20 protein-coding genes and 2 pseudogenes are annotated in these 25,104 nt (G+C 70.6%); 11 read left to right on the top strand and 11 right to left on the bottom strand.

Features of this window, described 5'->3' with window-relative positions; genetic code table 11:
* The first annotated feature begins 530 nt into the window (after nt 1-530).
* Nucleotides 531-1,559 carry a PucR family transcriptional regulator gene (locus ACWD26_RS25380; protein ID WP_451273939.1) on the top strand — a complete coding sequence of 343 codons (1,029 nt, stop codon included), beginning with the start codon at nt 531-533 and terminating at the stop codon, nt 1,557-1,559.
* A gap of 11 nt (nt 1,560-1,570) precedes the next feature.
* On the opposite strand, the gene ACWD26_RS25375 is transcribed toward ACWD26_RS25380, so the two are convergent.
* Together ACWD26_RS25375 and ACWD26_RS25370 are read right to left on the bottom strand one after the other, a co-directional pair.
* Nucleotides 1,571-1,720 (bottom strand): SDR family oxidoreductase, encoded by a 150-nt coding sequence (locus ACWD26_RS25375; protein WP_451273759.1) that lies wholly within the window; start codon nt 1,718-1,720, stop codon nt 1,571-1,573.
* Nucleotides 1,720-2,016: an SDR family NAD(P)-dependent oxidoreductase gene (locus ACWD26_RS25370; RefSeq protein WP_451273757.1), complete on the bottom strand. Its 297-nt coding sequence runs from the start codon at nt 2,014-2,016 to the stop codon at nt 1,720-1,722. The genes ACWD26_RS25375 and ACWD26_RS25370 overlap by 1 nt, the downstream gene beginning before the upstream one ends.
* Before the next feature lie 119 nt (nt 2,017-2,135).
* Between ACWD26_RS25370 and ACWD26_RS25365 the strand changes: the two genes are divergently transcribed.
* Nucleotides 2,136-2,288, top strand: a complete 153-nt coding sequence (locus ACWD26_RS25365; RefSeq protein ID WP_451273755.1) for a hypothetical protein — start codon at nt 2,136-2,138, stop codon at nt 2,286-2,288.
* Between the two features lie 28 nt (nt 2,289-2,316).
* Entirely contained in the window at nt 2,317-3,552 is a 1,236-nt protein-coding gene (locus ACWD26_RS25360; protein ID WP_451273753.1) for an MFS transporter, read from the top strand.
* 126 nt (nt 3,553-3,678) lie between these two features.
* Here ACWD26_RS25360 and ACWD26_RS25355 read toward each other — a convergent pair.
* Nucleotides 3,679-3,886: pseudogene (locus tag ACWD26_RS25355) on the bottom strand (alpha/beta hydrolase).
* A gap of 119 nt (nt 3,887-4,005) precedes the next feature.
* Nucleotides 4,006-4,662 (bottom strand): TetR/AcrR family transcriptional regulator, encoded by a 657-nt coding sequence (locus ACWD26_RS25350; protein ID WP_451273751.1) that lies wholly within the window; start codon nt 4,660-4,662, stop codon nt 4,006-4,008.
* 282 nt (nt 4,663-4,944) lie between these two features.
* On the opposite strand from ACWD26_RS25350, the gene ACWD26_RS25345 reads away from it, so the two are divergent.
* From ACWD26_RS25345 to ACWD26_RS25335, 3 genes are all read left to right on the top strand, one after another.
* Nucleotides 4,945-6,342: an MFS transporter gene (locus ACWD26_RS25345; RefSeq protein WP_451273749.1), complete on the top strand. Its 1,398-nt coding sequence runs from the start codon at nt 4,945-4,947 to the stop codon at nt 6,340-6,342.
* Entirely contained in the window at nt 6,339-7,559 is a 1,221-nt protein-coding gene (locus ACWD26_RS25340; protein WP_451273747.1) for an FAD-dependent monooxygenase, read from the top strand. The genes ACWD26_RS25345 and ACWD26_RS25340 overlap by 4 nt, the downstream gene beginning before the upstream one ends.
* 482 nt (nt 7,560-8,041) lie before the next feature.
* Nucleotides 8,042-8,869 (top strand): glycoside hydrolase domain-containing protein, encoded by an 828-nt coding sequence (locus ACWD26_RS25335; protein WP_451273745.1) that lies wholly within the window; start codon nt 8,042-8,044, stop codon nt 8,867-8,869.
* Nucleotides 8,870-9,152: 283 nt separating this feature from the next.
* Here ACWD26_RS25335 and ACWD26_RS25330 read toward each other — a convergent pair whose 3' ends face one another.
* Nucleotides 9,153-9,899 (bottom strand): phosphotransferase family protein, encoded by a 747-nt coding sequence (locus ACWD26_RS25330; protein ID WP_451273743.1) that lies wholly within the window; start codon nt 9,897-9,899, stop codon nt 9,153-9,155.
* 20 nt (nt 9,900-9,919) lie between these two features.
* Between ACWD26_RS25330 and ACWD26_RS25325 the strand changes: the two genes are divergently transcribed.
* The gene (locus tag ACWD26_RS25325) at nt 9,920-10,180 is read left to right on the top strand and encodes a hypothetical protein (RefSeq protein WP_451273741.1); all 261 of its coding nucleotides are present in this window, start codon (nt 9,920-9,922) and stop codon (nt 10,178-10,180) included.
* A gap of 334 nt (nt 10,181-10,514) precedes the next feature.
* On the opposite strand, the gene ACWD26_RS25320 is transcribed toward ACWD26_RS25325, so the two are convergent.
* On the bottom strand, nt 10,515-12,044 hold the full coding sequence (locus ACWD26_RS25320; protein ID WP_451273739.1) for a helix-turn-helix domain-containing protein: 1,530 nt from the start codon (nt 12,042-12,044) through the stop codon (nt 10,515-10,517).
* A gap of 139 nt (nt 12,045-12,183) precedes the next feature.
* A complete protein-coding gene (locus tag ACWD26_RS25315) occupies nt 12,184-12,381 on the bottom strand; it encodes a DUF4236 domain-containing protein (RefSeq protein WP_451273737.1) in 198 nt (65 codons plus the stop codon).
* Nucleotides 12,382-13,191: 810 nt separating this feature from the next.
* Between ACWD26_RS25315 and acnA the strand changes: the two genes are divergently transcribed.
* Complete coding sequence (gene acnA, locus ACWD26_RS25310) at nt 13,192-15,909, top strand: aconitate hydratase AcnA (protein WP_451273736.1); 2,718 nt, start codon at nt 13,192-13,194, stop codon at nt 15,907-15,909.
* 98 nt (nt 15,910-16,007) lie between these two features.
* Here the strand turns inward: acnA and ACWD26_RS25305 are convergent, their stop codons facing one another.
* From ACWD26_RS25305 to ACWD26_RS25295, 3 genes and pseudogenes are all read right to left on the bottom strand, one after another.
* Entirely contained in the window at nt 16,008-17,021 is a 1,014-nt protein-coding gene (locus tag ACWD26_RS25305) for a helix-turn-helix transcriptional regulator (protein ID WP_451273734.1), read from the bottom strand.
* Nucleotides 17,022-17,077: 56 nt separating this feature from the next.
* Nucleotides 17,078-19,477 carry a S8 family serine peptidase gene (locus tag ACWD26_RS25300; RefSeq protein ID WP_451273732.1) on the bottom strand — a complete coding sequence of 800 codons (2,400 nt, stop codon included), beginning with the start codon at nt 19,475-19,477 and terminating at the stop codon, nt 17,078-17,080.
* Between the two features lie 97 nt (nt 19,478-19,574).
* Nucleotides 19,575-20,765, bottom strand: a pseudogene (locus tag ACWD26_RS25295) (S8 family serine peptidase); the annotation flags it as partial.
* Nucleotides 20,766-21,066: 301 nt separating this feature from the next.
* On the opposite strand from ACWD26_RS25295, the gene ACWD26_RS25290 reads away from it, so the two are divergent.
* Nucleotides 21,067-21,825 (top strand): hypothetical protein, encoded by a 759-nt coding sequence (locus ACWD26_RS25290; RefSeq protein ID WP_451273730.1) that lies wholly within the window; start codon nt 21,067-21,069, stop codon nt 21,823-21,825.
* Nucleotides 21,826-21,899: 74 nt separating this feature from the next.
* Nucleotides 21,900-22,391, top strand: coding sequence for a hypothetical protein (locus tag ACWD26_RS25285; protein WP_451273728.1), 492 nt, complete (start codon nt 21,900-21,902; stop codon nt 22,389-22,391).
* 294 nt (nt 22,392-22,685) lie between these two features.
* Here ACWD26_RS25285 and ACWD26_RS25280 read toward each other — a convergent pair whose 3' ends face one another.
* Nucleotides 22,686-23,339: a class I SAM-dependent methyltransferase gene (locus tag ACWD26_RS25280; protein ID WP_451273726.1), complete on the bottom strand. Its 654-nt coding sequence runs from the start codon at nt 23,337-23,339 to the stop codon at nt 22,686-22,688.
* Nucleotides 23,340-23,808: 469 nt separating this feature from the next.
* Between ACWD26_RS25280 and ACWD26_RS25275 the strand changes: the two genes are divergently transcribed.
* Nucleotides 23,809-24,888 (top strand): lytic polysaccharide monooxygenase auxiliary activity family 9 protein, encoded by a 1,080-nt coding sequence (locus ACWD26_RS25275; protein WP_451273724.1) that lies wholly within the window; start codon nt 23,809-23,811, stop codon nt 24,886-24,888.
* The last annotated feature ends 216 nt before the right edge of the window (nt 24,889-25,104 follow it).

The raw sequence follows: 25,104 nt of genomic DNA, 5'->3' as shown, positions 1-25,104 counted from the left end.
GAACCCCCGAGCCCGACAGCAGACGCCGAACGGCCACACCACCGGACGCCCGAAGACCCACCGCACGGCCCCACGCACACCTGGACCCGACCGCCCCCGAGCCGGATGGGGAGGACATGAAAGCGACCGCCCGGCAGGCGACCGCCCGGCAGTCGGCCGGTCAGAGTGCCGCCGATCGTGCCGCGAGCGACGAAAGGCCGACCGGCCGAAAGCCGACCGAAGGTCGCCCGACCGACCGCAGACGGAGCGGCCCCTCCGCGACCGACCGAAGGGCAACCGACCGCGCCGCGACCGGCCGAAGGCCAACCGACCGTGTCGCGACGGACCGCGTCGCGACCGACCGGAAGTCCGCCGAGCGGAACACGCCGCGCCTTGACCCGACCAGCCGCAACTCAACCGATCTTCACCCAACCGGCCATGACCTAACCGCCCTCAACCCAACCGGCCGCACTCCAGCCAGGCATGACCCAACCAGTCGCACCCCAGCCAGGCATGACCCGGCCGAGGAGTTTCTCGACGGCTTCGAGCGCATACTCGCGGACGCCGCGCCCACCGGTCGTCGTCTCAGCCGGGACGAGATCCAGTCCCGGCGGGCGCTCGGCGCACAGGCGGCCGAGGCGGGGCACGGTTGGCGCATGCTCGTGCGCGCGCATCTCGTGGCCGGCCGGGACAACTGGCCACGGTCGGCAGACCCGGACAGCGTCCTCACCGTCATCGAGCAGGCCGTGGACGCCTTCGCCGACGGCTACGAGCGCGCCCAGCGGCTCGTGGTCCGCAAGGAGGAGGCCGCCCGCCGGGAGTTCATCGACGACCTCCTCCACGGCCGCGGCGACCAAGGCCAACTCGCCGCCAGCTCCGAACGGTTCGGGCTACGCCTGTCCCGCGCCCACGCGGTCGCCGTGGCCGAGGGCCCGGAGAAGTACGACGAGACCGACCCCGTCCCCCGGCAGGTGGCGAGCGACCTGTTCGCCCGCTTCGAGAACCGTCGCATCCTGTTCACCACCAAGGACGGCCGGATGGTGTGCATCGCCCCGGGCGACCAGGACGACGTCCTCACCCACTTCGCCGAACGCTCCTACGCGGCGACCGGCCGGGCCCAGGTCGCCATCGGCCGCTCCAGGGCCGGCACGGTCGGCATCGGCCACAGTTACGAGGAGGCCCTCAACGCCCTGGACGTGGCCCAGCGGATGGGCCTCCAGGATCCGCTGCTGCGCGCTGCCGACCTGCTGGTCTTCCCCGTCCTGGCCCGCGACCGGCAGGCACTCGTCGACCTGGTGAGCAGCACCCTCGGCCCGCTGGAAGGGGCACGCGGCGGGGCGCGCCCCCTGCTCGACACCCTCACCGCGTACTTCGACACCGGTTGCGTGGCCGCCTCGACGGCCCGGCGGCTCTCGCTCAGCGTGCGCGCCCTCACCTACCGGCTGGCCCGCGTCCACACCCTCACCGGTACCGACCCGACCGACCCTGCCGACCGCTACACCCTCCAGACCGCGGTCATCGGAGCCCGCCTCCTCGACTGGCCGACGAGACCCCTGAACCCCACGGAGACGCCTTCCTGAGGGCTGGTCAGTTACGTCCGGTCCACGTCCGCCTCGGGGACGAACTCCTCGTAGACGGGCGTGCGGACGGCGGCGGGAGCGACCGTGTCGTCGCGGATGCCGTGCGGGGCGAGTTCCATGGCCAGGTGCTGGGTGAGGGAGTGTGGTGCGGCCTTGGCCATCAAATACGCCGACGACGGCGTCGCGGCGACGGTCTGGTGGGCCCACATGGCCCGACGTTGACGACGGAGCCCCTGGTACCGCGGGCGATCATGTTGCCGACGACGGTCGGGGTGAGGAAGAAGAAGGCCAGGTTGAGGGCCTGGTAGCGATCGCAGTCCTCCGCGGTGTGGTCCACGAAGGGCTTCGGGGCGAACACGCCGGCCGCGTTGACCAGGAGGGCGGCGTCGGCGTGGTCCTTTGCCGGATCGGCACGCAGCCGCTCGACGGCCTCGGCCTCGTTGAGGTCGGCGGCCACCTCCAGCGGCGAGTGGTGGACCGTGTCGCCCGCCGTGCACCGCCTGGCCGACTACTCCCTTTTCGGCCACCCCCTCTACCAGCGTCCCGCGCTGGACGGCAGGCTGCAAAGGTGAACGCATGCTCCTGATAGACGCGTTGCTGCGCGAGTACGACCGTGCTCGCGCCTACACCGACGATGTCGGCCACCCACTCCCACTCGATCCCGACAGCGAGCACCTGCGCCGTATCGACGGCTATTTCGTCGTGGAGTTCTGTAGCCGTAAGCCGTAAGCCGTAAGCCGCAGGGAAAGGCTCGCCTGTGACAAGCACCGCCCCGGACACCACCGCCGGTATGTCCCCGCAGAACGAGGCACAGCGCCGGGTCCTCGTCGTCCTGGTCAGCAGCCAGATCCTGAGCGGGGCCGGGCTCGCGGCCGGCATCACCGTCGGAGCCCTGCTCGCGCAGGACATGCTCGGCTCCACCGACCTCGCGGGCCTGCCCAGCGCCCTGTTCACCGCCGGCTCGGCCCTCGCCGCCGTGACCATCGGCCGTATCTCCCAGGCCCGGGGCCGTCGACCGGGCCTGGCCGCCGGGTACCTGACCGGCGCCGTCGGCAGCGCGGGCGTCATCGCCGCCGCCGTCGCCGACCACCCCGTACTGCTCTTCATCGCCCTGTTCGTCTACGGCGCCGGGACGGCCACCAACCTCCAGGCCCGGTACGCCGGAGCCGATCTCGCCGCGCCCGCCCACCGCGCCCGCGCCGTCTCCACCGTCCTGGTCGCCACCACCCTCGGCGGCGTCGTCGGCCCCAACCTCGCCGCCCCCACCGGCGACCTCGCCGACAGCCTCGGCATCCCCACCCTGGCCGGGCCGTTCCTGCTCTCCGGCGCGGCCTACGCGCTGGCCGCCCTCGTCCTCGCCGTATGGCTGCGCCCGGACCCCCTGCTGCTCGCCCGCAGCCTCGACCTCCAGCAGCCGGCGAAGACCACCGCGGCGAAGACTCGGGGGCCGGGGCTGATACCGGGCGCGCTGACGATGATCCTCACCCAGCTCGTCATGGTCGCGATCATGACGATGACCCCCGTACACATGCACGGCCACGGCCACGGCACCGCCGCCTCCGGCCTCGTCATCGCCATCCATGTCGGCGCGATGTACCTGCCCTCCCCGCTGACCGGCTGGCTCGTCGACCGCCAGGGCCCTCAGGCCATTGCCGCCGCCTCCGGCCTCACTCTCCTCACCGCCGGAATCACCGCCGCCGCCGCGCCCAGCGACTCCGTCGCCCTGCTCGCCCTCGCACTCGCCCTGCTGGGCCTGGGCTGGAACCTCGGCCTCGTCTCCGGCACCGCGATGATCACCGAGGCCGTGCCGCTGGCCACCCGAGCCAAGACCCAGGGCATGGTCGACGTCTCCATCGCCCTCGCCGGCGCCACCGGGGGCTTGAGCTCCGGCCTCGTCGTCTCCGCCGCCGGCTACCCCGCCCTCGCCCTCACCGGCGGCATCCTCGCCCTTGCCGTCCTGCCCGCTGTGGCCGCCACCGCGAGCCGCCGGTGAGCCCTGCCCAACCCGCGCCCCCTCACGGTCCTGCTGTGAGGCAGTCATAGTCCGCAGAGTTGCTCGATGGCGGCCGTGAGCGCGTCGACGAGGCCTCGGCAGAGTCGCGCTGCGCGATCCCTGACCTCAGGAAGCGCAGGTGACGTCGGTCGTCGGCAGATGCCCGCCGATGAGGTAGGCGTCGACGATGCGGGTGACGCACGCAGGTGCGCCGGGCAGGGCATAGAGGGCGTGGCCGCGGCCGCCGCGGACGTACACCGCGGGAGCCGTGCAGGGCGCGGTGCATGGCCAGGCCGCCGGGCAGCGGGGTCTGGGGGTCCCACTCGTTGTGCACGACGAGGGCGCCGACGGTGTTGTCGACGTGTGGCCGGTTCGGAGCCGCGGGGCCCTCGGTGAAGCCTCACCCGCGGTGTACCGAGAGGCGGGAGGCATCCGTGGAGTATCCGTACGGCCTTACGCCCGGCCCCGGTACCTGCCCTGCACGGTTCGGTATGCCCGGAGAAAGGTCCGGACCCCCTCGACGATGAGTGGCCGCACGCGGGTGTCCTCCGCGGCATTCGCGGAACCGAGTCGGTCCAGCGCGACGCCGAAGGTCAGCGCGATGAACTGGTCGGCCGCGAGTCGGGGGTCGGGGACGTCGAGCAGCCCGGCCTCGGCGAAGGCGGCGAACCGCTCGGCGAGTGCCTCGTCGGGGGTGTCGGCCATGGAGTTGTAGCCCTGGCGCGGCAGGTGGCCGGATTCCGCCCGGACCAGTCGTTGCAGCGTCGCGTACTCCGCCGAGCCGAGCATGTCGGTCGCGATGCGCATCGAGAACGTGACCAGGGCGTCCTCGAGGTCGGCGCCCTCGGTGACGTCGGTGAGGGTCTCGTCGAGGGTGCTCCGGATCGTGGCGATCAGTGACTGGCCGACGGCGTCGACGACTGCTCGCAGCAGCGTCTGCTTGTCGCCGAAGTAGTCGTAGACCGTCCGCTTGGACACCTCGGCCCGGGCGGCGACCGCGTCGACGCTGGACCGGTCGAAGCCGTCGGCGAGGAACAGTTCCCGGGCCGCCGAGAGGATGGCGGCCCGCTTCGGCGTGGACCCCTCGCGAAGGGTCTTCGTGGTCGGCATGGGCTCATCCTACCCGTCCTACACTGCACGGTGTAGTGTAATTCTGGCTCGGCGGGTGCCGCACTCGTACACCCGCTCCGACCGGCGGAGCCGTGCGTGCGCCATCTCGGGCACCGCTTCCCCGGGTTCAGCCCGCCCGACGAACTCGGGCCTGTCCACCCAGCACCCTGCACACCGCTCCCCGCGTGCATGGCCGCCGTGTCCGCGCCGGGCCGGGCAAGGCGGCAGCGCCACGCGTACGGCCGGGCCCTTGCTCGCCCGGCAACGACGGAAAGGACGACCATGACCGCAACTCTTGCTCCCCCGGTCCGCATCGGTAAGGCCGCTGTCGGGGCCCTCGGCATGCTGGCGGTCGCCACCGGCGCCTTGGAGTCGGTGGTGACGCCGACGCTCCCGCTCCTGCAACGCGAACTGGACATGAGCCCCGCCGAAGGGGCGTTACTCAGCATCATGCTTCTCATCACCGGCGCGCTCGTCACACCGGTCGCCGGCAAGTTAGGCGACCGCTACGGCGGAAAACGGGTCCTGATCCGGCTGATGGCGGTGGTCTGTGCCGGTGGTCTGGTGTCCTCCCTGGCGCCGAACCTGCCGGTGCTGCTGCTCGGTCAGGTACTGCAGGGCGCGATGGTGGGCGCGCTGCCCCTGTCGTTCATCCTGGTGCGCGAACACCTCCCCGCCGGAGAGTCGAAGGTGGCCATCGGGGTGGTCAGCGGGTTGTTCGTGGGCGGCGGGATGGCGGGAACGCTGTCGGCCGGGCCCGTGGCGGAAGGGCTGTCCCGGCACTGGATGTTCGCGCTGCCGACGATCGCGGTCATCGGGTCCACCGTCCTGGTGAACAGGCTGATGCCGCACGACCCGCCCGGCCGGTCGGACGACGCCGGGATCGACTGGCCCGGCATGGTTCTCTTGAGCGGGACGCTGGTCACGCTCATGCTCGTGCTCGCGCTGGCGCCCGACATCGGCTCGCAGCCACTCGTCCTCGGCGCCCTCATCCTGCTTCTGGCCGCCTTCGCGACCGGATGGACAGCCGTGGAGCGTCGTGCGGCCTCGCCGATGGTCGACCTGCGCATGCTGGCACGGCCCGCGGTGTGGAAGTCGTGCGTGCTGACGTTCGTGCTGTGCGTCGGTACCTCGGTGGCGGTCTATCTCGTCCCGCAGCTGTTCGCGGTGCCCGCCGACGCGTACGGTTTCGGCGCCGGCGCCACCGAGATCGGCTTCTACCTGCTGCCCGGCGCCGTGGCCGCGTCGCTGGCCGGGCCGATCAGCGGGATCGGGGCGCGGCGTTTCGGCTCGCGTGCCGTGGTCACCACCGGGACCGTCCTGATGGTCGCCGCCCTGCTCGCCCTGGCAGCCGTACACACCCAGGTCTGGCACCTCGTCATCGGCAAGATGATGGTCGCGCTCGCCAACGGCCTGTGCGTCACGGCGCTGGTGACCGGCACCGCCACATCCGTCGATCGAGGTGACACCGGCATCGCCACCAGCCTGGTCCTGGTGACTCGCGTGATCGGCTACGCCGTGGGTGTGCAGGTCAGTGGTGCGGTCCTCACCGCCGCGACCCCTTCCGGATCGGATGTCCCGGCCGAATCGGCCTTCGTCACCGGCTTCGTCATGGCGGGCGCCGTCACGGCGCTCTCCCTGCTTGTCGCCCGCACCATGAGCAAAGGAGTCAGGGAATGACCCGCACCGATCTGTTGAGGGCTGCCGGCACCACGCCGAGGCGCGAGGTCCTGATCTCCGGGGCCGGCGTCGCGGGGCCCGCCCTCGCGTTCTGGCTGAACCGCTACGGGTTCGCGGTCACGGTGGTCGAGAAGGCGGGCGCACTGCGTGGCGGCGGCTATCCCGTCGACGTGCGCGGCACCGCACTCGAGGTCGTCCGGAGGGTGGGAATCCTGCCGCGACTGCGGGACGCGCACATCGACCTGCGCCGGCTGACCTTCCTCGACGGGGACGGCAGCGAGGTGGCCTCGGTCAACCCGCACACCGTCACCGGCGGCGTCGCGGGACGGGACCTGGAGGTGCGTCGGGGGGATCTGACCGGCGCTCTCCACGCGGCGGTCCGTGACGACGTGGAGTTCTTGTTCAACGACTCCATCGACACCCTCGACCAGTCCGGCCACGGGGTCGACGTCACCTTCCGCGGGGGCGGCAGGCGTACGTTCGACATGGTGTTCGGTGCGGACGGACTGCACTCACACACGCGCAAGTTACTGTTCGGCCCCGAAGAGCAGTTCCACCGGTACCTCGGCTACTGCTTCGCCGGGTTCACCATGCGCAACACCTTCGGCCTCTCCCACGAGCTCATGATGTGGAACATCCCGGGCAGGGCCGCGGCACTCTACGCCGTGGGGGACGACGACGAAGTGCACGCCTTCCTGAACTTCGCCCACCCGGAACCGCCGTTCGACGCGTTCCGGAACCCGGAAGCCCGACGGGACCTGGTCGCCGAGGTCTTCGCCGACGCGGGATGGGAGGTCCCGGGCATGCTTGCCGCCATGCGCGACGCGGACGACCTGTTCTTCGACGGGGTCAGCCAGATCCGCATGCCCCGCTGGTCCAGCGGCAGGGTCGCACTGGTGGGCGACGCCGCGTACGCGCCCTCGTTCCTCACCGGACAGGGCTCCAGCCTCGCCCTCGTCGGCGCGTACATGCTCGCCGGCTCCCTGGCCGACCGGGACCACGCCGCGGGCTTCGCCGCCTACGAACACCACACCCGGGAGTTCGTCACCGTCAACCAGGATCAGGTGGGCGAGGGCGACGCCACACTCTTCCCCACCACCGCCCGGGCCCTGGAGCAGCGCAACGCCATGCTGCGCACTCTCAGCACCATTCCCCCCACGGAGGGGCGACCGGCCCACTCGGCCCTCACCCTGCCCGCGTTCCTGCCGATGAGGTGAGCCTGGACACGCGCGCCGGTGATGGGACCCGCGGGTGGTGGCCAACCCGCACCAGGCGCGGGATCTGCTGGACGCCGTCTCCTGCGTGGGCGGCTATCGGCGTGCTCGTGGTCGTCGGCTGGTCGGGTTCTTCGCCGGCATGTACTCCGCCGGTCTGTGCCCGGAGGAGGCGGTGGGCCCGCCCGGGAGGGACCGGGACGAGCCTGCTCGAAACACCGTCTGTACTGGCGAGATCGACAGCCCTGGAATCCCGACCAATTTCACTGAGTGCCGACGAGCAGATCGGAATTGACGCGCGCGTTCGATCACGATGTCCGGCTCAGGTAGGGTGCGAGACGCGCTTCCGACGTCGGAGCCATAACTCACTGCTTCAGTGATACCGAGTGTTGTGTCAGCCCTCAACCATGGTGAGTCGCGGCACCAGTTGAGCCTCTGCGCATGCACCAACGGCAGTCGCCGGACACGATCTGAATGGGGTGGGGATGTCCAGACACCGGTTGTCCAAGAAGGGCCGCTACGTCGCATGGGCGACGGCGGGCGCTGCTGTCGTCGCCGGTGCCGGGATCACGGCACAGACGTCGATGGCAGCCCCAGCCTGGCCGGCGCAGAAGACCTATACCGGCCGGGCATTCGACACCTGCACGGCGCCGTCACTCGCGGCGATGAAGGCATGGAACACCGGCTTCTACGGCGCCATCGCGGTGTACATGGGAGGCAAGAACCGAGGCTGCGCTCAGCCCAATCTCACTGCCTCTTGGGTGAAGTCGGTCAATTCCCTCGGCTGGAAGCTCATCCCGCTCTACGTCGGCGCCCAACCGCCCTGCCAGAAGAGCGCGAACCCGGAGAAATTCACCGCCTCCACAGCAGCCTCCGTCGGCGTGAGCAACGCCAACGATGCTGTGGCCAAAGCATCTGCGCTCGGCATGAAAGCCGGTAGCCCGATCTACCTCGACATCGAGCCGTACGACATCACCGACAAGGCGTGCAACGACGCCGTGCTGAGCTACGTCCGCTCCTTCACCAAGACGCTGCGCGCCAAGACCTACCGCGCCGGCTACTACGGTTTCAGCAGTTCCAGCGCCAAGGCCATCGCCACCGCCGCGGACAAGACGGATTTGCCCGGCAACCTCTGGTACGCGTTGTGGGACAAGCAGAACACCACGACCAAGGACTGGCCGTGGGACCCCATGCTGTTCACCAACCACAGCCGGGGCCATCAGTACATGGTCAACAGCAAAGAGACGCGCGGCGGCCACACCATCACCGTCGACCGCAATGCGTGGGACGCCCCGGTAGCCCTCGTGAATTGACGACGGGTCCGCAGCTTCCACCGTCCTGCGATCAGCGGTCGTCCCCGAGGCCCCGCGCGGCTGGGCCGAGCGAGCCGAGACCGACGTCCCTCGCGCCCAGAGGCGCTCGTCTGCTCCAGCGTGGTCGCTGAGAAGGGGGCAGGCGTTCATCGGGGCCCGCACCCATTCCGGGTCATCGCCTACAGGTCCCACCCGCCCGTAGTCGGGTGCCGGACCCGCAGAGGTGCGGGCCGCGGTGTCCGGCCGGGCGGCACGGGGCGGCGGGAGTCGGGCCCGCGCAGCCTCACATCCGGGATCTCAGCACGTCGACCTCACAGCCCGGCGCGGAGGGGTCGAAGCCGTGCTCGATCAGCCAGCGAACTGTCAGCAGGCTTCGCAACGACCACCACGCGTGGATCACGTCGAGGTCGATGTCGGTGCCATACCCGGCGATGACGTCGTCGAGGTGCTCCTCGTGTCCGAGCGTGAAGGTGGCGAGGTCGTACAGGGCGTCACCCCGGCCCGCCTCGGACCAGTCGATGATGCCCGTGACCTCGTCGCCGTCGACGAAGACGTGCGCGATCTGCAGGTCGCCGTGTGTGAACGCCGGAGTCCACGGCCGGAGCGCGGCCTCGGCGACCTGGCGGTTGCGGGTGACCAGGTCGGCGGGCAGGACGCCGTTCGTCACGAGCAACTCGCACTCGTCGTCGAGTTCCGCCGCCAGTGCGACGGTGCTCCGGCCGGCCCGGCCCGGCCGGGCCGGCAGCGGCGCGTCGTGCAGCTTCCGGATGGCGGCGCCCGCCGCGGCCCACGCCGCCGGCGACCCGGTCGACGGCCTGCCGAGGCGCCCGAGCGTCGTCCCCGGGAGTGCGGCGATCGCGAGCACGGGCGGCTTGCGCCACAGGACCTCCGGGGTCGGGACCGGCGCGAGGGACATCGCCTCGACCTCGACGTCGATGCGCTCCTGATCGGCGTCCACCTTCAGGAACACGTCACCGACGCGCAGAGTCGCGCGCTCGGAATGGGCGACGACGACTTCGACCTCATCCATGGGCGACCAGTATCCCGGGGATGCTCGCCGACTTCGCCGGGTTTTCGCGTGCGATCACGCGGCTGACCGCGTCCCGATGCCCAGTGGCCTCGTGCACGACACTCCCCGCGGACGTGCGGGCCACCGAAGTAGCCGCGGACGATATGTGGCTGGCGTTGGCGACGGTGGAAGAACCTTCGGGTCTCGGCGGCGAGTCGGGCCTGGTCGTGGGCCCGCCCGTGCATCGGAAGGCTCCGTTCGAGGTCGGCGTTGACCAGTTCGTCGGGGTTCAGCGCCGGTGAGTACGACGGCAGGAAGTGCATCCGGGCGTTCGTGGTGATCGCGGACATCGCGTTCACCGAGAACCGGTTGCCGCTGCGGCGGACGACCGGGGTGCACCCCTTGGCGCCCCAGGTACGGCTCGGACCCCGGGTTCACGCTCCGGAAGTACGCGCACTTCCTGCCGCGCGCGGGTGCTCGCGGCAGCGGCGCCATCGACGCGGTCTTCGCGTAGCCCGGACGGTCGGCTGAAGTCCGGTCCTGGCCGAAAGCCCCAGAGAAGTCCCAGAGGTGCCGCCGCACCCCTTCCTGACTCGCATTCGTGCAGGTCAAGCGGGGTGTGGCGGCATCCGCGATTCAGATGTCCCGGAAGATCTCGATCTGCGCCCCCACCGTGTTCAGGCGTTCCGCGAGGTCCTCGTAGCCGCGGTTGATGACGTAGACGTTGCGGAGGACGGACGTGCCCTCGGCGGCCATCATGGCGAGGAGGACGACGACGGCGGGGCGGAGGGCGGGCGGGCACATCATCTCGGCGGCGCGCCAGCGGGTGGGACCCTCGACGAGGACGCGGTGCGGGTCGAGGAGTTGGAGGCGGCCGCCGAGGCGGTTGAGGTCGGTGAGGTAGATCGCGCGGTTGTCGTAGACCCAGTCGTGGATGAGGGTCTTGCCCTGTGCGACGGCGGCGATGGCCGCGAAGAACGGGACGTTGTCGATGTTCAGGCCGGGGAACGGCATGGGGTGGATCTTGTCGATCGGCGCCTGGAGCTTGGAGGGGCGGACGGTGAGGTCCACCAGCCGCGTACGGCCGTTGTCGGCGAAGTACTCCGGTGTGCGGTCGTGGTCGAGGCCCATCTCCTCCAGAACCGCCAGTTCGATCTCCAGGAACTCGATCGGCACCCGGCGCACGGTCAGTTGGGACTCCGTCACGACCGCGGCGGCGAGCAGACTCATCGCCTCGACCGGGTCCTCGGACGGTGAGTAGTCGACGTCGACGTCGAGGTGCGGCACCCCGTGCACGGTGAGGGTCGTGGTGCCGATGCCCTCCACGCGTACGCCGAGCGCCTCCAGGAAGAAGCAGAGGTCCTGGACCATGTAGTTGGACGAGGCGTTGCGGATGACGGTGACGCCGTCGTGGCGTGCGGCGGCGAGCAGCGCGTTCTCGGTCACCGTGTCGCCGCGCTCGGTCAGTACGATCGGCCGGCCGGGGGTGACGGAACGATCCACCTCGGCGTGGTACAGCCCCTCGGTGGCTGTGATGTCGAGGCCGAAGCGGCGCAGCGCGATCATGTGCGGCTCGATCGTCCGCGTACCGAGGTCGCAACCGCCCGCGTAGGGCAGCTTGAAGTGGTCCATGCGGTGCAGCAGCGGGCCGAGGAACATGATGATCGAGCGGGTGCGGCGGGCCGCCTCCGCGTCGATCGCCGCCAGGTCCAGTTCGGCCGGCGGCACGATCTCCAGGTCGACACCGTCGTTGATCCACCGGGTGCGTACGCCGATGGAGCCGAGGACCTCCAGAAGGCGGTACACCTCCTCGATGCGGGCCACCCTGCGCAACACTGTGCGCCCCCTGTTCAACAAGGAGGCGCACAGCAGCGCGACACACGCGTTCTTGCTGGTCTTCACGTCGATCGAGCCGGACAGCCGGCGTCCGCCGACCACCCGCAGATGCATCGGACCCGCGTACCCGAGCGAGACGATCTCACTGTCCAGGGCTTCACCGATTCGGGCGATCATCTCAAGGCTGATGTTTTGATTCCCGCGCTCGATACGATTCACCGCGCTCTGACTCGTGCCGAGGGCCTCCGCCAACTGCGACTGCGTCCAGCCACGGTGCTGCCTGGCGTCACGGATGAGCTTGCCGATGCGTACGAGGTAGTCGTCTGCCATGAGGGCGAGGTTATCTCAGATATGAGATGGAACCTCTTGGGGGGTCTGTTGTCGGGCTGTTGAGGGGGCCGTTGGGGTGCCTCGGGGGAACCGTTCGGGTGACGGACTGTCCAGCCGTGCTGCGGGCCACCGGTGCGACTCAGTGGCGCCTCGTGCTGCGCGTGCGGCGCCAGCCGAAGGGGCCGGGCAGATCCATCGACGTCGTACGGCGTCCCGTACTGCTGTGCGTGTGGCGCGGGCCGTTGTGGCCGCCGGTCGTGATGGACCAGGAGCGCTTGTTGATGTTCAGTCGCACGCCCGGCAGGATCCGGAAACTCTTGCGGAACGTGAGCGGCATGGGTGCCTCCTTCCGATGCGTGCCGGGTACCCCGCTCGCCGATCGGCATCCCTGTTCTCGCGCGAGTGGAACCAACGGGGTTGCGGGGGCGTGGACTTGGTCGCGTGACCGGTGTCGAGCCCCGCGCCGCGAGCGGCGGGATGTGCCCCATGACGTTGACGACCGCGCTGTCGGAGCTCATCGGGGTGCGTCATCCGATCGCGTCGGCGCCGATGGGGCCCGCCAGGGGGCGGCGCCGAACGGAGGGCGCCCACGAAGTAGCGCCGCCCACGGCCTGCCAGCGAGGGCGCCGAGAAAAGCCCGTCCGGAAGCGGCGCGCAAGCGGCTGCCCGGATGTGGCGCCCCGTGGGGTCGGACGGGGTGCGGCTGTGTCCGGGCCGGTCGGGGGTGGCGCCCGGTGCGGGCCAAGGTCGAAGGCGGCGCCGCGTGCGGGCTGGTCGGTGATGGTTCCCTGTGGGCCGGCCGGAAGCAGCGCTGAACGCGGCTCTTCGGGAGCGGCACCAGGTGCAGCCCCCCGAAGCGGTCCTCGGGCCAGGCCCGCCGCGCCGCGTCCGCCCGCGCCGCGTCCGCCCCGCTCGGGGCCTCGCTCGGCGCCGGTGCGGCTGAGATTGGCGCACGCCACATCCGCCCGGGCATGACCAGCCCGCGCCCATGTACTACTGTTATCTCGACATCGAGATATCTGCCGAGGCGCACTGCGGCCGCCACCCCGGTAAGGGGTGCCTAACTTAGCCTTACCTTAGCGGATCCGCCAAGGGGGCGTGGCGGCAGGATGCGGTGGTACGCGCACATGGAATGAAGGAGACTGTCGTGTCGGCGAACAGCTTCGACGCCCGCAGCACGCTGCAGGTGGGCGACGAGTCGTACGAGATCTTCCGGCTGGACAAGGTGGAGGGCTCGGCTCGCCTGCCCTACAGCCTCAAGGTCCTGCTGGAGAACCTGCTCCGCACGGAGGACGGCGCGAACATCACCGCCGACCACATCCGTGCCCTCGGCGGCTGGGACTCGCAGGCCCAGCCCAGCCAGGAGATCCAGTTCACCCCGGCCCGCGTGATCATGCAGGACTTCACGGGTGTGCCCTGTGTCGTGGACCTCGCCACCATGCGTGAGGCCGTGAAGGAGCTCGGCGGCGACCCGGCGAAGGTCAACCCGCTCTCCCCGGCCGAGCTGGTCATCGACCACTCCGTCATCGCCGACAAGTTCGGCACCAACGAAGCCTTCGCGCAGAACGTCGAGCTGGAGTACGGCCGCAACAAGGAGCGCTACCAGTTCCTGCGCTGGGGCCAGACCGCCTTCGACGACTTCAAGGTCGTACCGCCCGGCACCGGCATCGTGCACCAGGTGAACATCGAGCACCTGGCGCGGACCGTCATGGTGCGCAACGGACAGGCCTACCCCGACACCCTCGTCGGCACCGACTCCCACACCACCATGGTCAACGGCCTCGGTGTGCTTGGCTGGGGCGTCGGCGGCATCGAAGCCGAGGCCGCCATGCTCGGCCAGCCGGTCTCCATGCTCATCCCGCGCGTCGTCGGCTTCAAGCTGACCGGTGAGCTCACCCCCGGCACCACCGCCACCGACCTCGTGCTCACGATCACCGAGATGCTGCGCAAGCACGGTGTCGTCGGCAAGTTCGTCGAGTTCTACGGTGAGGGCGTGGCCGCCACCTCCCTCGCCAACCGCGCCACCATCGGCAACATGTCGCCGGAGTTCGGCTCGACCGCCGCGATCTTCCCGATCGACGGCGAGACCATCAAGTACCTGAAGCTCACGGGCCGCAGCGAGCAGCAGCTCGCGCTCGTCGAGGCCTACGCCAAGGAGCAGGGCCTCTGGCTGGACCCGGCCGCCGAGCCCGACTTCTCCGAGAAGCTGGAGCTCGACCTCTCGACGGTCGTCCCCTCCATCGCCGGCCCGAAGCGCCCGCAGGACCGCATCGTCCTCGCGAACGCCGCCGAGCAGTTCAAGCAGGACGTCCTCAACTACGTCGACAGCGTGGACGAGTCCGGCAAGGAGTCCTTCCCGGCCTCCGACTCCCCGGCCGTCGCCCCGAACGGCGCCCCGTCCAACCCGGTCACCGTGACCGCCCCCGACGGCTCGACGTACGAGATCGACCACGGCGCGGTGACGGTCGCGGCCATCACCTCCTGCACCAACACCTCCAACCCGTACGTCATGGTCGCCGCCGCGCTCGTCGCGAAGAAGGCCGTGGAGAAGGGCCTGACCCGCAAGCCGTGGGTCAAGACCACCCTCGCCCCGGGTTCGAAGGTCGTCACCGACTACTTCGACAAGGCCGGGCTCACCCCGTACCTCGACAAGGTCGGCTTCAACCTCGTCGGCTACGGCTGCACCACCTGCATCGGCAACTCCGGCCCGCTGCCGGAGGAGGTCTCCAAGGCCGTCAACGACCACGACCTTGCGGTCACCTCGGTCCTCTCGGGCAACCGCAACTTCGAGGGCCGGATCAACCCCGACGTCAAGATGAACTACCTGGCCTCCCCGCCGCTGGTCGTCGCGTACGCCCTCGCGGGCTCCATGAAGGTGGACATCACGCGCGACGCCCTCGGCACGGACCAGGAGGGCAAGCCGGTCTTCCTGTCAGACATCTGGCCCTCCGAGGCCGAGGTCAACGACGTCGTGGCCAACGCCATCGGCGAGGACATGTTCAACAAGTCCTACCAGGACGTCTTCGCGGGCGACGCCCAGTGGCAGGCCCTGCCGATCCCCGAGGGCAACACCTTCGAGTGGGACCCGCAGTCGACCTACGTCCGCAAGCCCCCGTACTTCGAGGGCATGACGATGGAGACCACTCCGGTCTCGGACATCGCCGGCGCCCGCGTCCTGGCCAAGCTGGGCGACTCGGTCACCACCGACCACATCTCCCCGGCCGGTGCGATCAAGGCCGACACCCCCGGAGGCAAGTACCTCACGGAGCACGGTGTCGAGCGTCGTGACTTCAACAGCTACGGCTCGCGCCGAGGCAACCACGAGGTCATGATCCGCGGCACGTTCGCCAACATCCGCCTGCGCAACCAGATCGCGCCGGGCACCGAGGGCGGCTACACCCGCGACTTCACCCAGGACGGCGGTCCGGTGTCGTTCATCTACGACGCCTCGCGCAACTACATCGAGCAGGGCATCCCGCTGGTCATCCTGGCCGGCAAGGAGTACGGCTCCGGCTCGTCCCGTGACTGGGCGGCCAAGGGCACGGCCCTTCTCGGCGTCAAGGCCGTCGTCGCCGAGTCGTACGAGCGCATCCACCGCTCGAACCTCATCGGCATGGGTGTCCTCCCGCTGCAGTTCCCGGAGGGTGCCTCGGCCGCCTCCCTCGGCCTCACCGGCGAGGAGACCTTCTCCTTCACCGGCGTCGAGGAGCTGAACAACGGCACCACCCCGCGCACGGTCAAGGTCACCACCGACACGGGCGTCGAGTTCGACGCGGTCGTCCGCATCGACACCCCCGGTGAGGCCGACTACTACCGCAACGGCGGCATCATGCAGTACGTGCTGCGCAGCCTGATCCGCAAGTAAGCGGCCAGGCAGGGCAGTTGAGGGCCGCATCCCCGGTGACGGGGGTGCGGCCCTTCGCCGTCCTCGACGGCCGATCCGGGGGGCTCCCGCGGGCCGCGCTACAACCAGCCGCGCTGCGCCGCGCGCATCCCCAGCTGGAAGCGGCTCGCCGCCCCCAGCCGCTCCTGGAGGTCGCTCACCCGGCGGCGCAGGGTCCGCAGGCTCACGCCCAGATGCCGGGCCACCGCCTCGTCCTTCATCCCGGCCGCCAGCAGCCGCGTCAACGCCCGCTCGCCCTCGGAGAGTTCGGCGTCCTCGGCGGGCCGGCCGAGCGGAGCCGCCTGCTGCCAGGCCAGGTCGAAGAGCTTCTGCAGGGCCTCGGTCACCGCCGAGTGCCGTACGACGGCGGCGCAGTAGCCGCCCGCCGGGCCGGCGGTCAGCGGGAGCATCGCCCGACGCCCGTCCACCAGCAGCAGCTTGACCGGCACCGACGGCAACACCCGGGCCTGCTCGCCGAGTTCCACCATCTTCCACGCGTGGGACAGGACGTCCGGGTCCTCCAGGGCGGTCGCCGAGTAGACCGCGCGATACACGATCCCACGGCTGAGCAGATCGGCCTGGAGGTCCAACTGCGGGGTGCGCGGGGCGAGATAGGGAGGCGTGTCGAAGAGGCACACCTCGTGCTCGGCGCGCGCGTACAGCTCCTCCAGCCGTGCCGCGTTGGCGCCTTCCCCGGAGACCACCTCGACCAGCCGCGCGGGCTCCTCGCGCAGCAGCCCTGCCTCGTACGAGGTCGCCATCTCCTCGGCGGTGGCAGCGAGCAGCTCGGACTCGGTCTCACGCCGCCGGATCAGCGCGCGGATCGCCACGCGGGGGTCGACCGCGCGTAATCCGCCCATGGAGTCCGGCGGTTGGAGCAGGCCGAGCGCGAGCAGCCGGTTGCAGGACTCGCGGATCCGGGCCGGTGTGGCGCCGGTGAGCAGCGCCCAGCCGGCCGCGCCCGCGTCGGGTTGATGGAGGATCGACTGGTACACCAGCTCGTCGAAGGCGGAGACCCCCACCGCGGACCAGGGGCTCGCGGCAGGGGTCTGTCTCGCCGTGTCGTGCGCTGTGTCGTGTGCCGTGTTCACCATGTCCCGGCACGGTAGACGAACTCTGTTAAGGCTGAGGCACAGGTGACGGGTGGCGCCTACTTCAGGCCGAACGCCCGCAGCACGGTCTGGTCGATCACGTTGCCGTCGCGGTCGGCGGCCCGCACCCGCAGCGACACCGACTCGGCGCCCTTCGCGGGCTTGAACCGGGCCTTGCCGCTCTTCACCTTCACCTCCTTCCAGGACGTGCCGTCGTCATAGGAGACCCAGGCCTTGAGACCGCTCGCCTTCACACTCCCCAGCTGGTTCGCGACCGGCAGCCCGACCTCCAACTCCCGCCCCTTATCGGCCCGGTTGAGGAGGTCGAGGCCCTTCGGGGCGATACCGACCGTGAGCAGCGGCAGCGGTGTCTCGCTGTCGGTGTGCGCCGAGGCGAAGGTCCACTCGGTGTGGGTGCTCGTGGAGTACTTGGCCCAGGCCGCCCGGCGCTGCGCATCCAGCTCGAAGCGGTACGAGGCCTTGTCCGCCGCCACGTCGAAGATGCCGTAGCCGCCGAGCGTGGAGTCGCCGACCAGCTTCCCGTCCGCGTAGAGCTTGCCCTTGCCGGTGTTGTCGGTGCCGTCGATGTACCCGTAGTGGCCCGGTGTGGAGTCGTTCAACTCCGTGACGGAGAAGGTGATTCGGTCGCCGGTGCGTTCGGAGAGGCCGTACTCCTCGCTGGTTCCCGGGCGGACGACCTGCCGCAGCCAGTTCTCGGTGGGTTCCGTGGCCGGCTCGGTGAAGGTCCGCAGCGGGCTCCACTGGCCCCTGAGCGTGTTCCAGTTCGGGTAGACGACATGCCAGGTCCGGGTGTCGGGGTCGACGTAGTAGTACTCGTCGCGTTCCGTGCCCAGCTGCATGTAGTGGCTGCTCTCGATGCCGAACAGCTGCCAGGGGCGGAAGGTGTACAGGGCGTCCGCGCCGATCTCGCCGGCCGTGGCTCCGTGGTAACGGGCCTTCCGCTTCACCGTGTTGGAGCGGTCGAGCGTGTACGTCTGGTCGGCGGAGATGGCGCCGCTGTCCGCGGCGAGCAGGTTGTAGGCGTACGGGCTGGCCGGGGTGCCGCTCAGCTTCAGCGTGACCTTCTTGCCGGTCTTCAGCAGACCGGTGAGCCGGGCGCCCTCCTCGCCGGTGGCGATCATCAGCGGAACGGTGGTCGCGCGGTCCACGGCCTCGATCCAGAAGCCGGGCTTGTCGCGGTACACGATGAGGTAACCCGCGCCGGCCCTGGTCGCGTTGTCCAGCGCGTTCTGTGCCCGCTCCGTGGTGCCGACCCTGACCACGGCCACCTTGCCCTTGACGTCGAGCCCCTCGAAGTCGGCCTCGGTACCGCCGCCCGCGTCCACCGCGCGGACCTTGTGGTCGCCGCTGATCTTCAGCGGGAAGTCCTCGTAGGTCTGCGAGTAGTAGAGCGAGGACAGTTCGGTCTTCTCCGGGCTGGTGACGCTCGCCGTCAACTCCTTGGCGTACAGCCGGAATTTGGCGGTGAACTCCAGGGTGCCCTCGGTGACCTGCTCGGTCGGCGTCACATAGACGTGGTCGGTCCAAAAGCCCTGACTGTAGGTCAGCCCCCAGCCGCCGCCCGGCCCTTCACGGTGCACATTGGTGCTGAAGCCCTGGAACTCGGAGTCCTTCTTCGCCTTCGGCTTGATCTCCACCGCCTTGCGGGCGTCCAGGACGACCTTCGTGTCCCCGTTCACCTTGATCTCGGGGTTGACCACCACCGAGCTGCCGACGACCGTGCCGCCCGCGTCGCGGTCCGGGATCCAGGTGGAGATGGAGTAGGTGCCGGCCGGCACCTGCCAGGTCCAGCCGGTACCGAGGAAGCCGTACTCGTCGGGGTAGGCGCCGTTCAGCTCCATCAGGGTGTAGATCGATCCGCCGGTGGGCGGCTTGCCGTCCCGGCCGAGGAGGGAGACGGCGAGGTCGTACGTCTTCGGCGCCCTCTCGAAGCCGACGCCCGTGGTGACTCGTACGCCGTCGCCGGCGGTCGCCGTGATGTGGCCCGCGTACCGGCCCTGGTCCTTCTTCGCGGGGTCGACGCCGACCGGGAGCGTGGCGGTGCCCCGCGCGGGAACGGTCAGCGTGGTGTCGCCCAGGGTGACGTCGGCCAGCGACGACGAGACCGTCAACTCCACCGCTCTGTCCGTGGTGTTGGTGTACGTGATGTCCTTGGTGACGATCTCCGTGTCGCCGTCCTCGAACTTGCCGAAGCTCAGCGTCGGGGTCGCGAAGACGTTCTGTCCGACGGCCCGTACGGCGTCGACCCGGCCGTTGCCCTGCTCGAACACCGAGTTGTCGGTGTTCGCCTTCGCCGTGGTGGCCAGGGCTTCCTTGATCTGCCGGCCGGTCCAGTCGGGATGGGCCTGCGCGACCAGTGCCGCCGCGCCCGCCACATGCGGGGTCGCCATCGACGTACCGTTCGCCGCCGTGTAGTCGGCGTCGACCGGCGTGCCCATGGCGGTGCCCACCGCCCGGGGCCGCCGTGATGCCCACGCCCGGTGCGGTGATCTCCGGCTTGACCGCGAAGTCACCGGGGCGCGGGCCGCGTCCGGAGAACGAGGCCAGCTTGTCGGACTTGTCGACCGCGCCCACCGTCAGCGCCGAGTCGGCGATGCCCGGGGTGCCCACGGTCTGCTCGCCCGGGCCCGCGTTGCCCGACGCGATGACGAAGAGGGCGCCGGTGGACGCGGACAGCTCGTCGACGGTCTCGCTGAGCACGTCGGAGGGGCCGGTCGCGGTGCCGCCCAGCGACATGGAGACGATCTTCGCGCCGGAGTTCGCGGCCCACTCCATGCCCGCGATGATCCAGGAGGACTGGCCCCGCCCGTCGTCGCCCAGCACCTTGCCGACCAGCAGGTCCGCGCCCGGGGCCACGCCCTTGCGCAGACCGTCCGAGGCCGCGCCGGAGCCGGCGATCGTGGACGCCACATGCGTACCGTGGCCGTGGCCGTCCTGCACGGTCTGTTCCGGGACGAAGGTCCGGGACTCGGCGACCCTGCCCGCGAGGTCCGGGTGCCCGGTGTCCACGCCAGTGTCCAGGACCGCGACCTTCACGCCCTTGCCGTCGTGGCCCGACCGCCACACCTCGGGCGCGCCGATCTGCGGGACGCTCGCCTCCAGGGACACCTTCACCTTGGCGTCCAGCCAGAGCCTGTCGATGCCCTCCCCGAGCCGCCGCGCGGCCTTCGTGGTGGGTTCGGTGCCGAGCGCGGGGGCGATGTCCGCCCAGAACGCGGTCGACTTCTCGGCGCTCAGCGCCGCGCCGTCGATCCCGGGCAACGCGAGCGTGCGGCGGGCGCCTTGGGGGGTCGCGCCGCCCTTCGCGTAGGTCGCGATCAGGGGGGTGGCGCCGGTTTTGTCGTCGCCGTACCCCTGCTTCACCAGCTGGGTGACGTTGAAGAGGGCGGGGTCGAGGCGGCCCGCCCGGACCAGCGGGACGGCGTCCGCCGGCAGGACGCTGATCTCGCCGTCCCGTTCGCTCGACAGGAACGTGGCGGCCTCGCGGCCGGCCCCGCGCCGTACGTCGACGGCGTTCCTGCCGTCCGGGCCGGCGGTGAGCGAGACGGTGTCGCCGGTGATGAGGGTGACGGTCCGGGTGGTGGGGGTGGTGGGGGTGCCGGTGGCCCTGTTGCCGGTGGTGGCGCCGGCGGTGCCGGTGTCGGGTTCGGCCGTCGCGGGCGTGATCACCGCCGCGAGCAGACCGGCCGCTCCTGCCACGGTCCCGAGGGTGTGGAGTCTTCGCATGGGTGTGCGTCCTCCCCTGAACGCTGACGAACGCTTCCGGCCTGGTCGGTGCGGAAGCCAGTGATCAGAGTGGGCGGCGCGCCGAGCGTGACTCAAGGGGTTCCTGTGGCCGTTCCGTGCCAACGCCCTCTTCGGTCAAGGCAGTTGGTGATCTCCGTACGTCCTCGTAGGGGGCGTACTGCATACCCGCCGACCAGGTCGCACGGCCCCGCCCGCTCCCTCCGCTCGGTCGGCGCCGCAGTCTCCGCCGTCTCGGCCGTCTCCGTCGCCTTCGGTGTGACCGCCGGGCTAGCCTGGCCCGATGACGGGGGAAGAGGGCTTCGGTCCGCCGTTGCGGCGGCTGCTGGATCGCAGGGGGCTGGATCCGGCGGCCCTGCCCCGGCTCACGGCCGTGCCCGAGCCCGAACTGTCGGCCGTGCTCCACGGCGAAGCGCCGAGCCCGCCCCTCCTGCGGCGGCTCGCGCCCGCCCTCGGCCTCCACGCGGCGGACGTCTTCGCGCTCGCGGGCATCGACCTCCCCGACGACCTGGCCCCGCTGGACGCCAAGGCCGGATCGAAGGTTCCCCACGTCATCCGGAACGCCGTCCTCCTCCCGCCGGAACAACGCCCCGCCCTACGCCGGCTCGTGGCGTCCCTGTCTCAGGAGGAACGCACGCAGGCTGCCCCGGAACCGTTCCGGTACCAGCAGTACCCTCCGGGTCCCGGCGCCCTCCTCATGCGCATGATCCAGAACAGGAACCTCCGCTGGGCGCCCACCGCACACACGTTCCTGCTGGTCACGGGCCGATACTGGGCCGCCTCCACCTACGGCCAAGTGGGCGCCGGCCGTAAGCCGCTTACCCCCGACCTCCTGGCGGACTACGCCGCGCTGCTCGACGTCCCCGCCGCCGACCTCGCCGTACTGACCGGCGTCCCCCTGCCCACGGACGCCCCGCCCCTGAGGTACGACATCACCGGCATCGCCGAACTCCTCTGGGAGCTGCGCCGCCTCACCGCGAGCCAACTCCACCAGGTGGGCGACACGGCGGAGGCCCTGCTGGGGCGACTGCCGGGCGAGTGAGCGGGAGCGGCGCGGGGGCGTGACGTCGCACGGCACCCTGGCGGCGGCGGGGCCGGAGGGCGAAGACTTGCCTCATGGATGCACCGATGCGCCGCCGTATCCCGCTGCCGTTCGTCGACGAGCACACGATCCTCGTCGAGGCGGACGCCGGCGAGGTCTGGTGGGCCCTGGCCGAGGCGCTCGACTGCGCCTTCTCCCGTCCCGAGGCGGTCCGTTACGCGAAGCTCGTGGGCTGCGCCGACCACACGGCGTCCGGACCGCGCCCGCCCGTGGACGACTCGACGACATTCCCCGGCTTCCGGACGGCGACCGCGATCCCGTCCCGGCACCTGACCCTCCAGGGCCGCCACCGCTTCTCCTCGTACACCTGGACCTTCCACCTCGACACGGCGGGCCCGGACCACACCCGCCTCCGCGCCGAGACCCACGCCACCTTCCCGGGCCCGGCCGGCGGCCTCTACCGCCTGCTCATCCTGAGCACCGGCCTGCACACCACACTCACCCGCCGCCTGCTCAACGACGTCCGGCTGCTCGCCGAGCGTCCCTGGCGAGAACCATCAGCCTGACGCCGCGTTTCCGCGTCGACCACATCCTCGGCGACCGCCCGCTCGCGAGCTCGGTGAGCCCGCCCTCGCCGTCGAGGGCGGCCGCCTGCCGGCGGTGGCGGGCGCGCACGGGGAGGCGGCGGGGATCCAGGAGTTCGGCCGTACCCCACCGGTCGGTGTCTACGGCACCGACGGTCCGGAGTGCCGCGCTCTGCTGCGGGTGCCGCCGGCGCCGTACGACGACTGGGAGGACGAGGACGAGGACGAGGACAAGGACGGGGACGCGTGGACCGAGGGGCCGGGGTACGAGCCCCGTCAGGGTGTTTCGGGCTTGCGGGCCAGGAGGCAGGCGTGTGCTCTGTGCACGCGTCCGCCGGGAGCCTGTTCCAGCCGTGCGGTGACGAGGAGTCCGGCCCGGTGCAGCAGATCGACCATGTGGTCCAGGGGCAGGAGGTGCGATTCGTAGGACACCGGGCGGCCATAGGCGTGGGTCGGCTGCAGCCGCTCGTCGCCGACATAGTCTCCCCAGAGCAGGTAGCCGCCGGGCGCGAGCGTGCGGTGGAACTCGGCGAACACCTCCGGCAGCCACTGCGGGGGCGTGTGATGGGTGGAGTACCAGGCCAGGATGCCGCCGAGCTCGTCGTCTCCCGTCTCCAGCGCGGTCATCGAGCCCTCGGTGAACCGCAGGTGCGGATAGGCGTGCCGGGCCAGCCCGACCATCTTCGGCGACAGATCGACGCCGAAGGCGGGCACCCCCAGCCCGGCCAGATGCGCCGTCACGCGTCCGGGGCCGCACCCGAGGTCCGTGACCGGCCCCGGCCCGGCCGTCCGCACCAGTTCGGCGAACCCCGCCAGCATCGCGCGTGACAGCGGGTCCAACTCGGCCGGAGGCGGGACGCGTTCGACGTAGTCGGCGGCGATGGTGTCGTACGACTCGCGGACGGCGGTCAGAAAGGAGGGCTCAGCCATGCGGGCGACCCTAGACCGGGCGACTGACAGACGATGGCACGACCCTGGACCGCGCAACTGACAGACCGTGGCACGACCCTGGGCCGGGCGACCGACAGACCACGGCCCGACCTTCAGCCGACGTTCGGCCGACCCGCGCGACATCCACCGCCGCCGACACCGAGCCGTCGCACCACGCCGGTGGTCGTTTCGCGGTCACGGCGTCGGCGGCCCGCGACCGGTTTCCCCGGCTCCCCGCCCTCGCCACGCGTCAGCCGTTTACAAGCGCGGCGCTCCGCGCTAGCTTCCGAAGCAGGTGGGGGTGGGAGCGCTCCCATAAGGCGTGGCGGACCGGAACCCGTCATCGCCCGGGCCCGCTCCCACCCCCGCACCACACACCGGCACACCGGCACACCCGCACACCGGTACATCCGCATCGGCACGCGCACGTCCCCCCACCTCCAAGCCGTACACGCAAGGAGAGTTTGTCATGCACGTGGCAGATCGATCTCTACGATTAAGGCTTCCCCGGCACCACAGAGCACTCCTTCTCGTCCTGCTCGCCCTGGTCACCACGATCCCCGCGCTCGGCCTCGTCGTCACCGCCGGCAGCGGCAAGGCGGAGGCGCACGGCACCCCGATGAAGCCCGGCAGCCGCACCTTCCTGTGCTGGCAGGACGGGCTGACGGACACCGGGGAGATCAAACCGATCAACCCGGCCTGTCGCTCCGCACAGCAGGTGAGCGGAACGACCCCGTTCTACAACTGGTTCTCGGTGCTCCGCTCGGACGGCGCCGGCCGCACCCGCGGCTTCGTCCCCGACGGCCAGCTGTGCAGCGGCGGCAACACCAACTTCACCGGGTTCAACACCCCCAGCGCCGACTGGCCGTTGACCCATCTGACCTCCGGTGCCACCGTCGACTTCTCGTACAACGCGTGGGCGGCGCACCCGGGTTGGTTCTACGTCTACATCACCAAGGACGGCTTCGACCCGACGAAGACGCTCACCTGGAACGACATGGAGGAGCGGCCGTTCCTGAGCGTCGACCACCCGCCGCTGAACGGCAGCCCGGGCACGGTCGAGGCCAACTACTCCTGGCGGGGCCAGCTGCCCGCGAACAAGTCGGGCCGCCACCTCATCTACATGGTCTGGCAGCGCTCCGACAGCCAGGAGACCTTCTACTCCTGCTCCGACGTCGTCTTCGACGGCGGCAACGGCGAGGTGACCGGTATCAAGGAGCCCGGCAACCCCACCGAGCCGGTCCCGGGCGAGTGCGCCGCGACCCGCCGTACGACGGGGAGCTGGACCGGCGGCTACCAGTCCGAGGTCGTCGTCACCAACACCGGTGACGTGCCGATGCTGGGCTGGATGGTCAACTGGACGCTGCCCGCCGGGCAGAAGGTCGACAGCCTCTGGAGCGGCAGCGCGACCTATACCGGGCAGAACGTGATGGTGCACAACGCCGACTGGAACGGGTCGCTGGATCCCGGCGAGACCGCCACGTTCGGCTATGTGGTGCAGGGGTCGGGGGGTGATCCCGCGACGACACTGCCCTGCCGGGTGGGCTGAGGCCCGATCCGGCGGACGACTTCCGCGCTCGGGGCGGACCGGGTGGGCCGGCGGTGCGTGCCCACCCGGTCCGCGAGCCGCGACCCGGTACGGGGGGAACCGGGCGCGGAGGGAGTGCGGCTGCGGTGACCCTCGGCAGGACAACGTTGTCGAGTGGTCTGGGCAGGACTCTATCGTTTCAACAGGCAACCAAGTCAAGCCGGTTGAGGTCGGCTC

It is taken from the genome of Streptomyces sp. NPDC002787 (genome assembly GCF_053592095.1).
This window is presented reverse-complemented; position numbering and strand designations above follow the sequence as displayed.

Bases quoted from the DNA above. Each gene is read 5' to 3' on its own strand.
- ACWD26_RS25375 (WP_451273759.1), bottom strand. From the start codon at position 1,720: ATGGCCAAGGCCGCACCACACTCCCTCACCCAGCACCTGGCCATGGAA.
- ACWD26_RS25365 (WP_451273755.1), top strand. From the start codon at position 2,136: ATGCTCCTGATAGACGCGTTGCTGCGCGAGTACGACCGTGCTCGCGCC.
- ACWD26_RS25350 (WP_451273751.1), bottom strand. From the start codon at position 4,662: ATGCCGACCACGAAGACCCTTCGCGAGGGGTCCACGCCGAAGCGGGCC.
- ACWD26_RS25345 (WP_451273749.1), top strand. From the start codon at position 4,945: ATGACCGCAACTCTTGCTCCCCCGGTCCGCATCGGTAAGGCCGCTGTC.
- ACWD26_RS25340 (WP_451273747.1), top strand. From the start codon at position 6,339: ATGACCCGCACCGATCTGTTGAGGGCTGCCGGCACCACGCCGAGGCGC.
- ACWD26_RS25335 (WP_451273745.1), top strand. From the start codon at position 8,042: ATGTCCAGACACCGGTTGTCCAAGAAGGGCCGCTACGTCGCATGGGCG.
- ACWD26_RS25330 (WP_451273743.1), bottom strand. From the start codon at position 9,899: ATGGATGAGGTCGAAGTCGTCGTCGCCCATTCCGAGCGCGCGACTCTG.
- ACWD26_RS25325 (WP_451273741.1), top strand. From the start codon at position 9,920: ATGCTCGCCGACTTCGCCGGGTTTTCGCGTGCGATCACGCGGCTGACC.
- ACWD26_RS25320 (WP_451273739.1), bottom strand. From the start codon at position 12,044: ATGGCAGACGACTACCTCGTACGCATCGGCAAGCTCATCCGTGACGCC.
- ACWD26_RS25315 (WP_451273737.1), bottom strand. From the start codon at position 12,381: ATGCCGCTCACGTTCCGCAAGAGTTTCCGGATCCTGCCGGGCGTGCGA.
- ACWD26_RS25305 (WP_451273734.1), bottom strand. From the start codon at position 17,021: ATGGTGAACACGGCACACGACACAGCGCACGACACGGCGAGACAGACC.
- ACWD26_RS25300 (WP_451273732.1), bottom strand. From the start codon at position 19,477: ATGGGCACGCCGGTCGACGCCGACTACACGGCGGCGAACGGTACGTCG.
- ACWD26_RS25290 (WP_451273730.1), top strand. From the start codon at position 21,067: ATGACGGGGGAAGAGGGCTTCGGTCCGCCGTTGCGGCGGCTGCTGGAT.
- ACWD26_RS25285 (WP_451273728.1), top strand. From the start codon at position 21,900: ATGGATGCACCGATGCGCCGCCGTATCCCGCTGCCGTTCGTCGACGAG.
- ACWD26_RS25280 (WP_451273726.1), bottom strand. From the start codon at position 23,339: ATGGCTGAGCCCTCCTTTCTGACCGCCGTCCGCGAGTCGTACGACACC.
- ACWD26_RS25275 (WP_451273724.1), top strand. From the start codon at position 23,809: ATGCACGTGGCAGATCGATCTCTACGATTAAGGCTTCCCCGGCACCAC.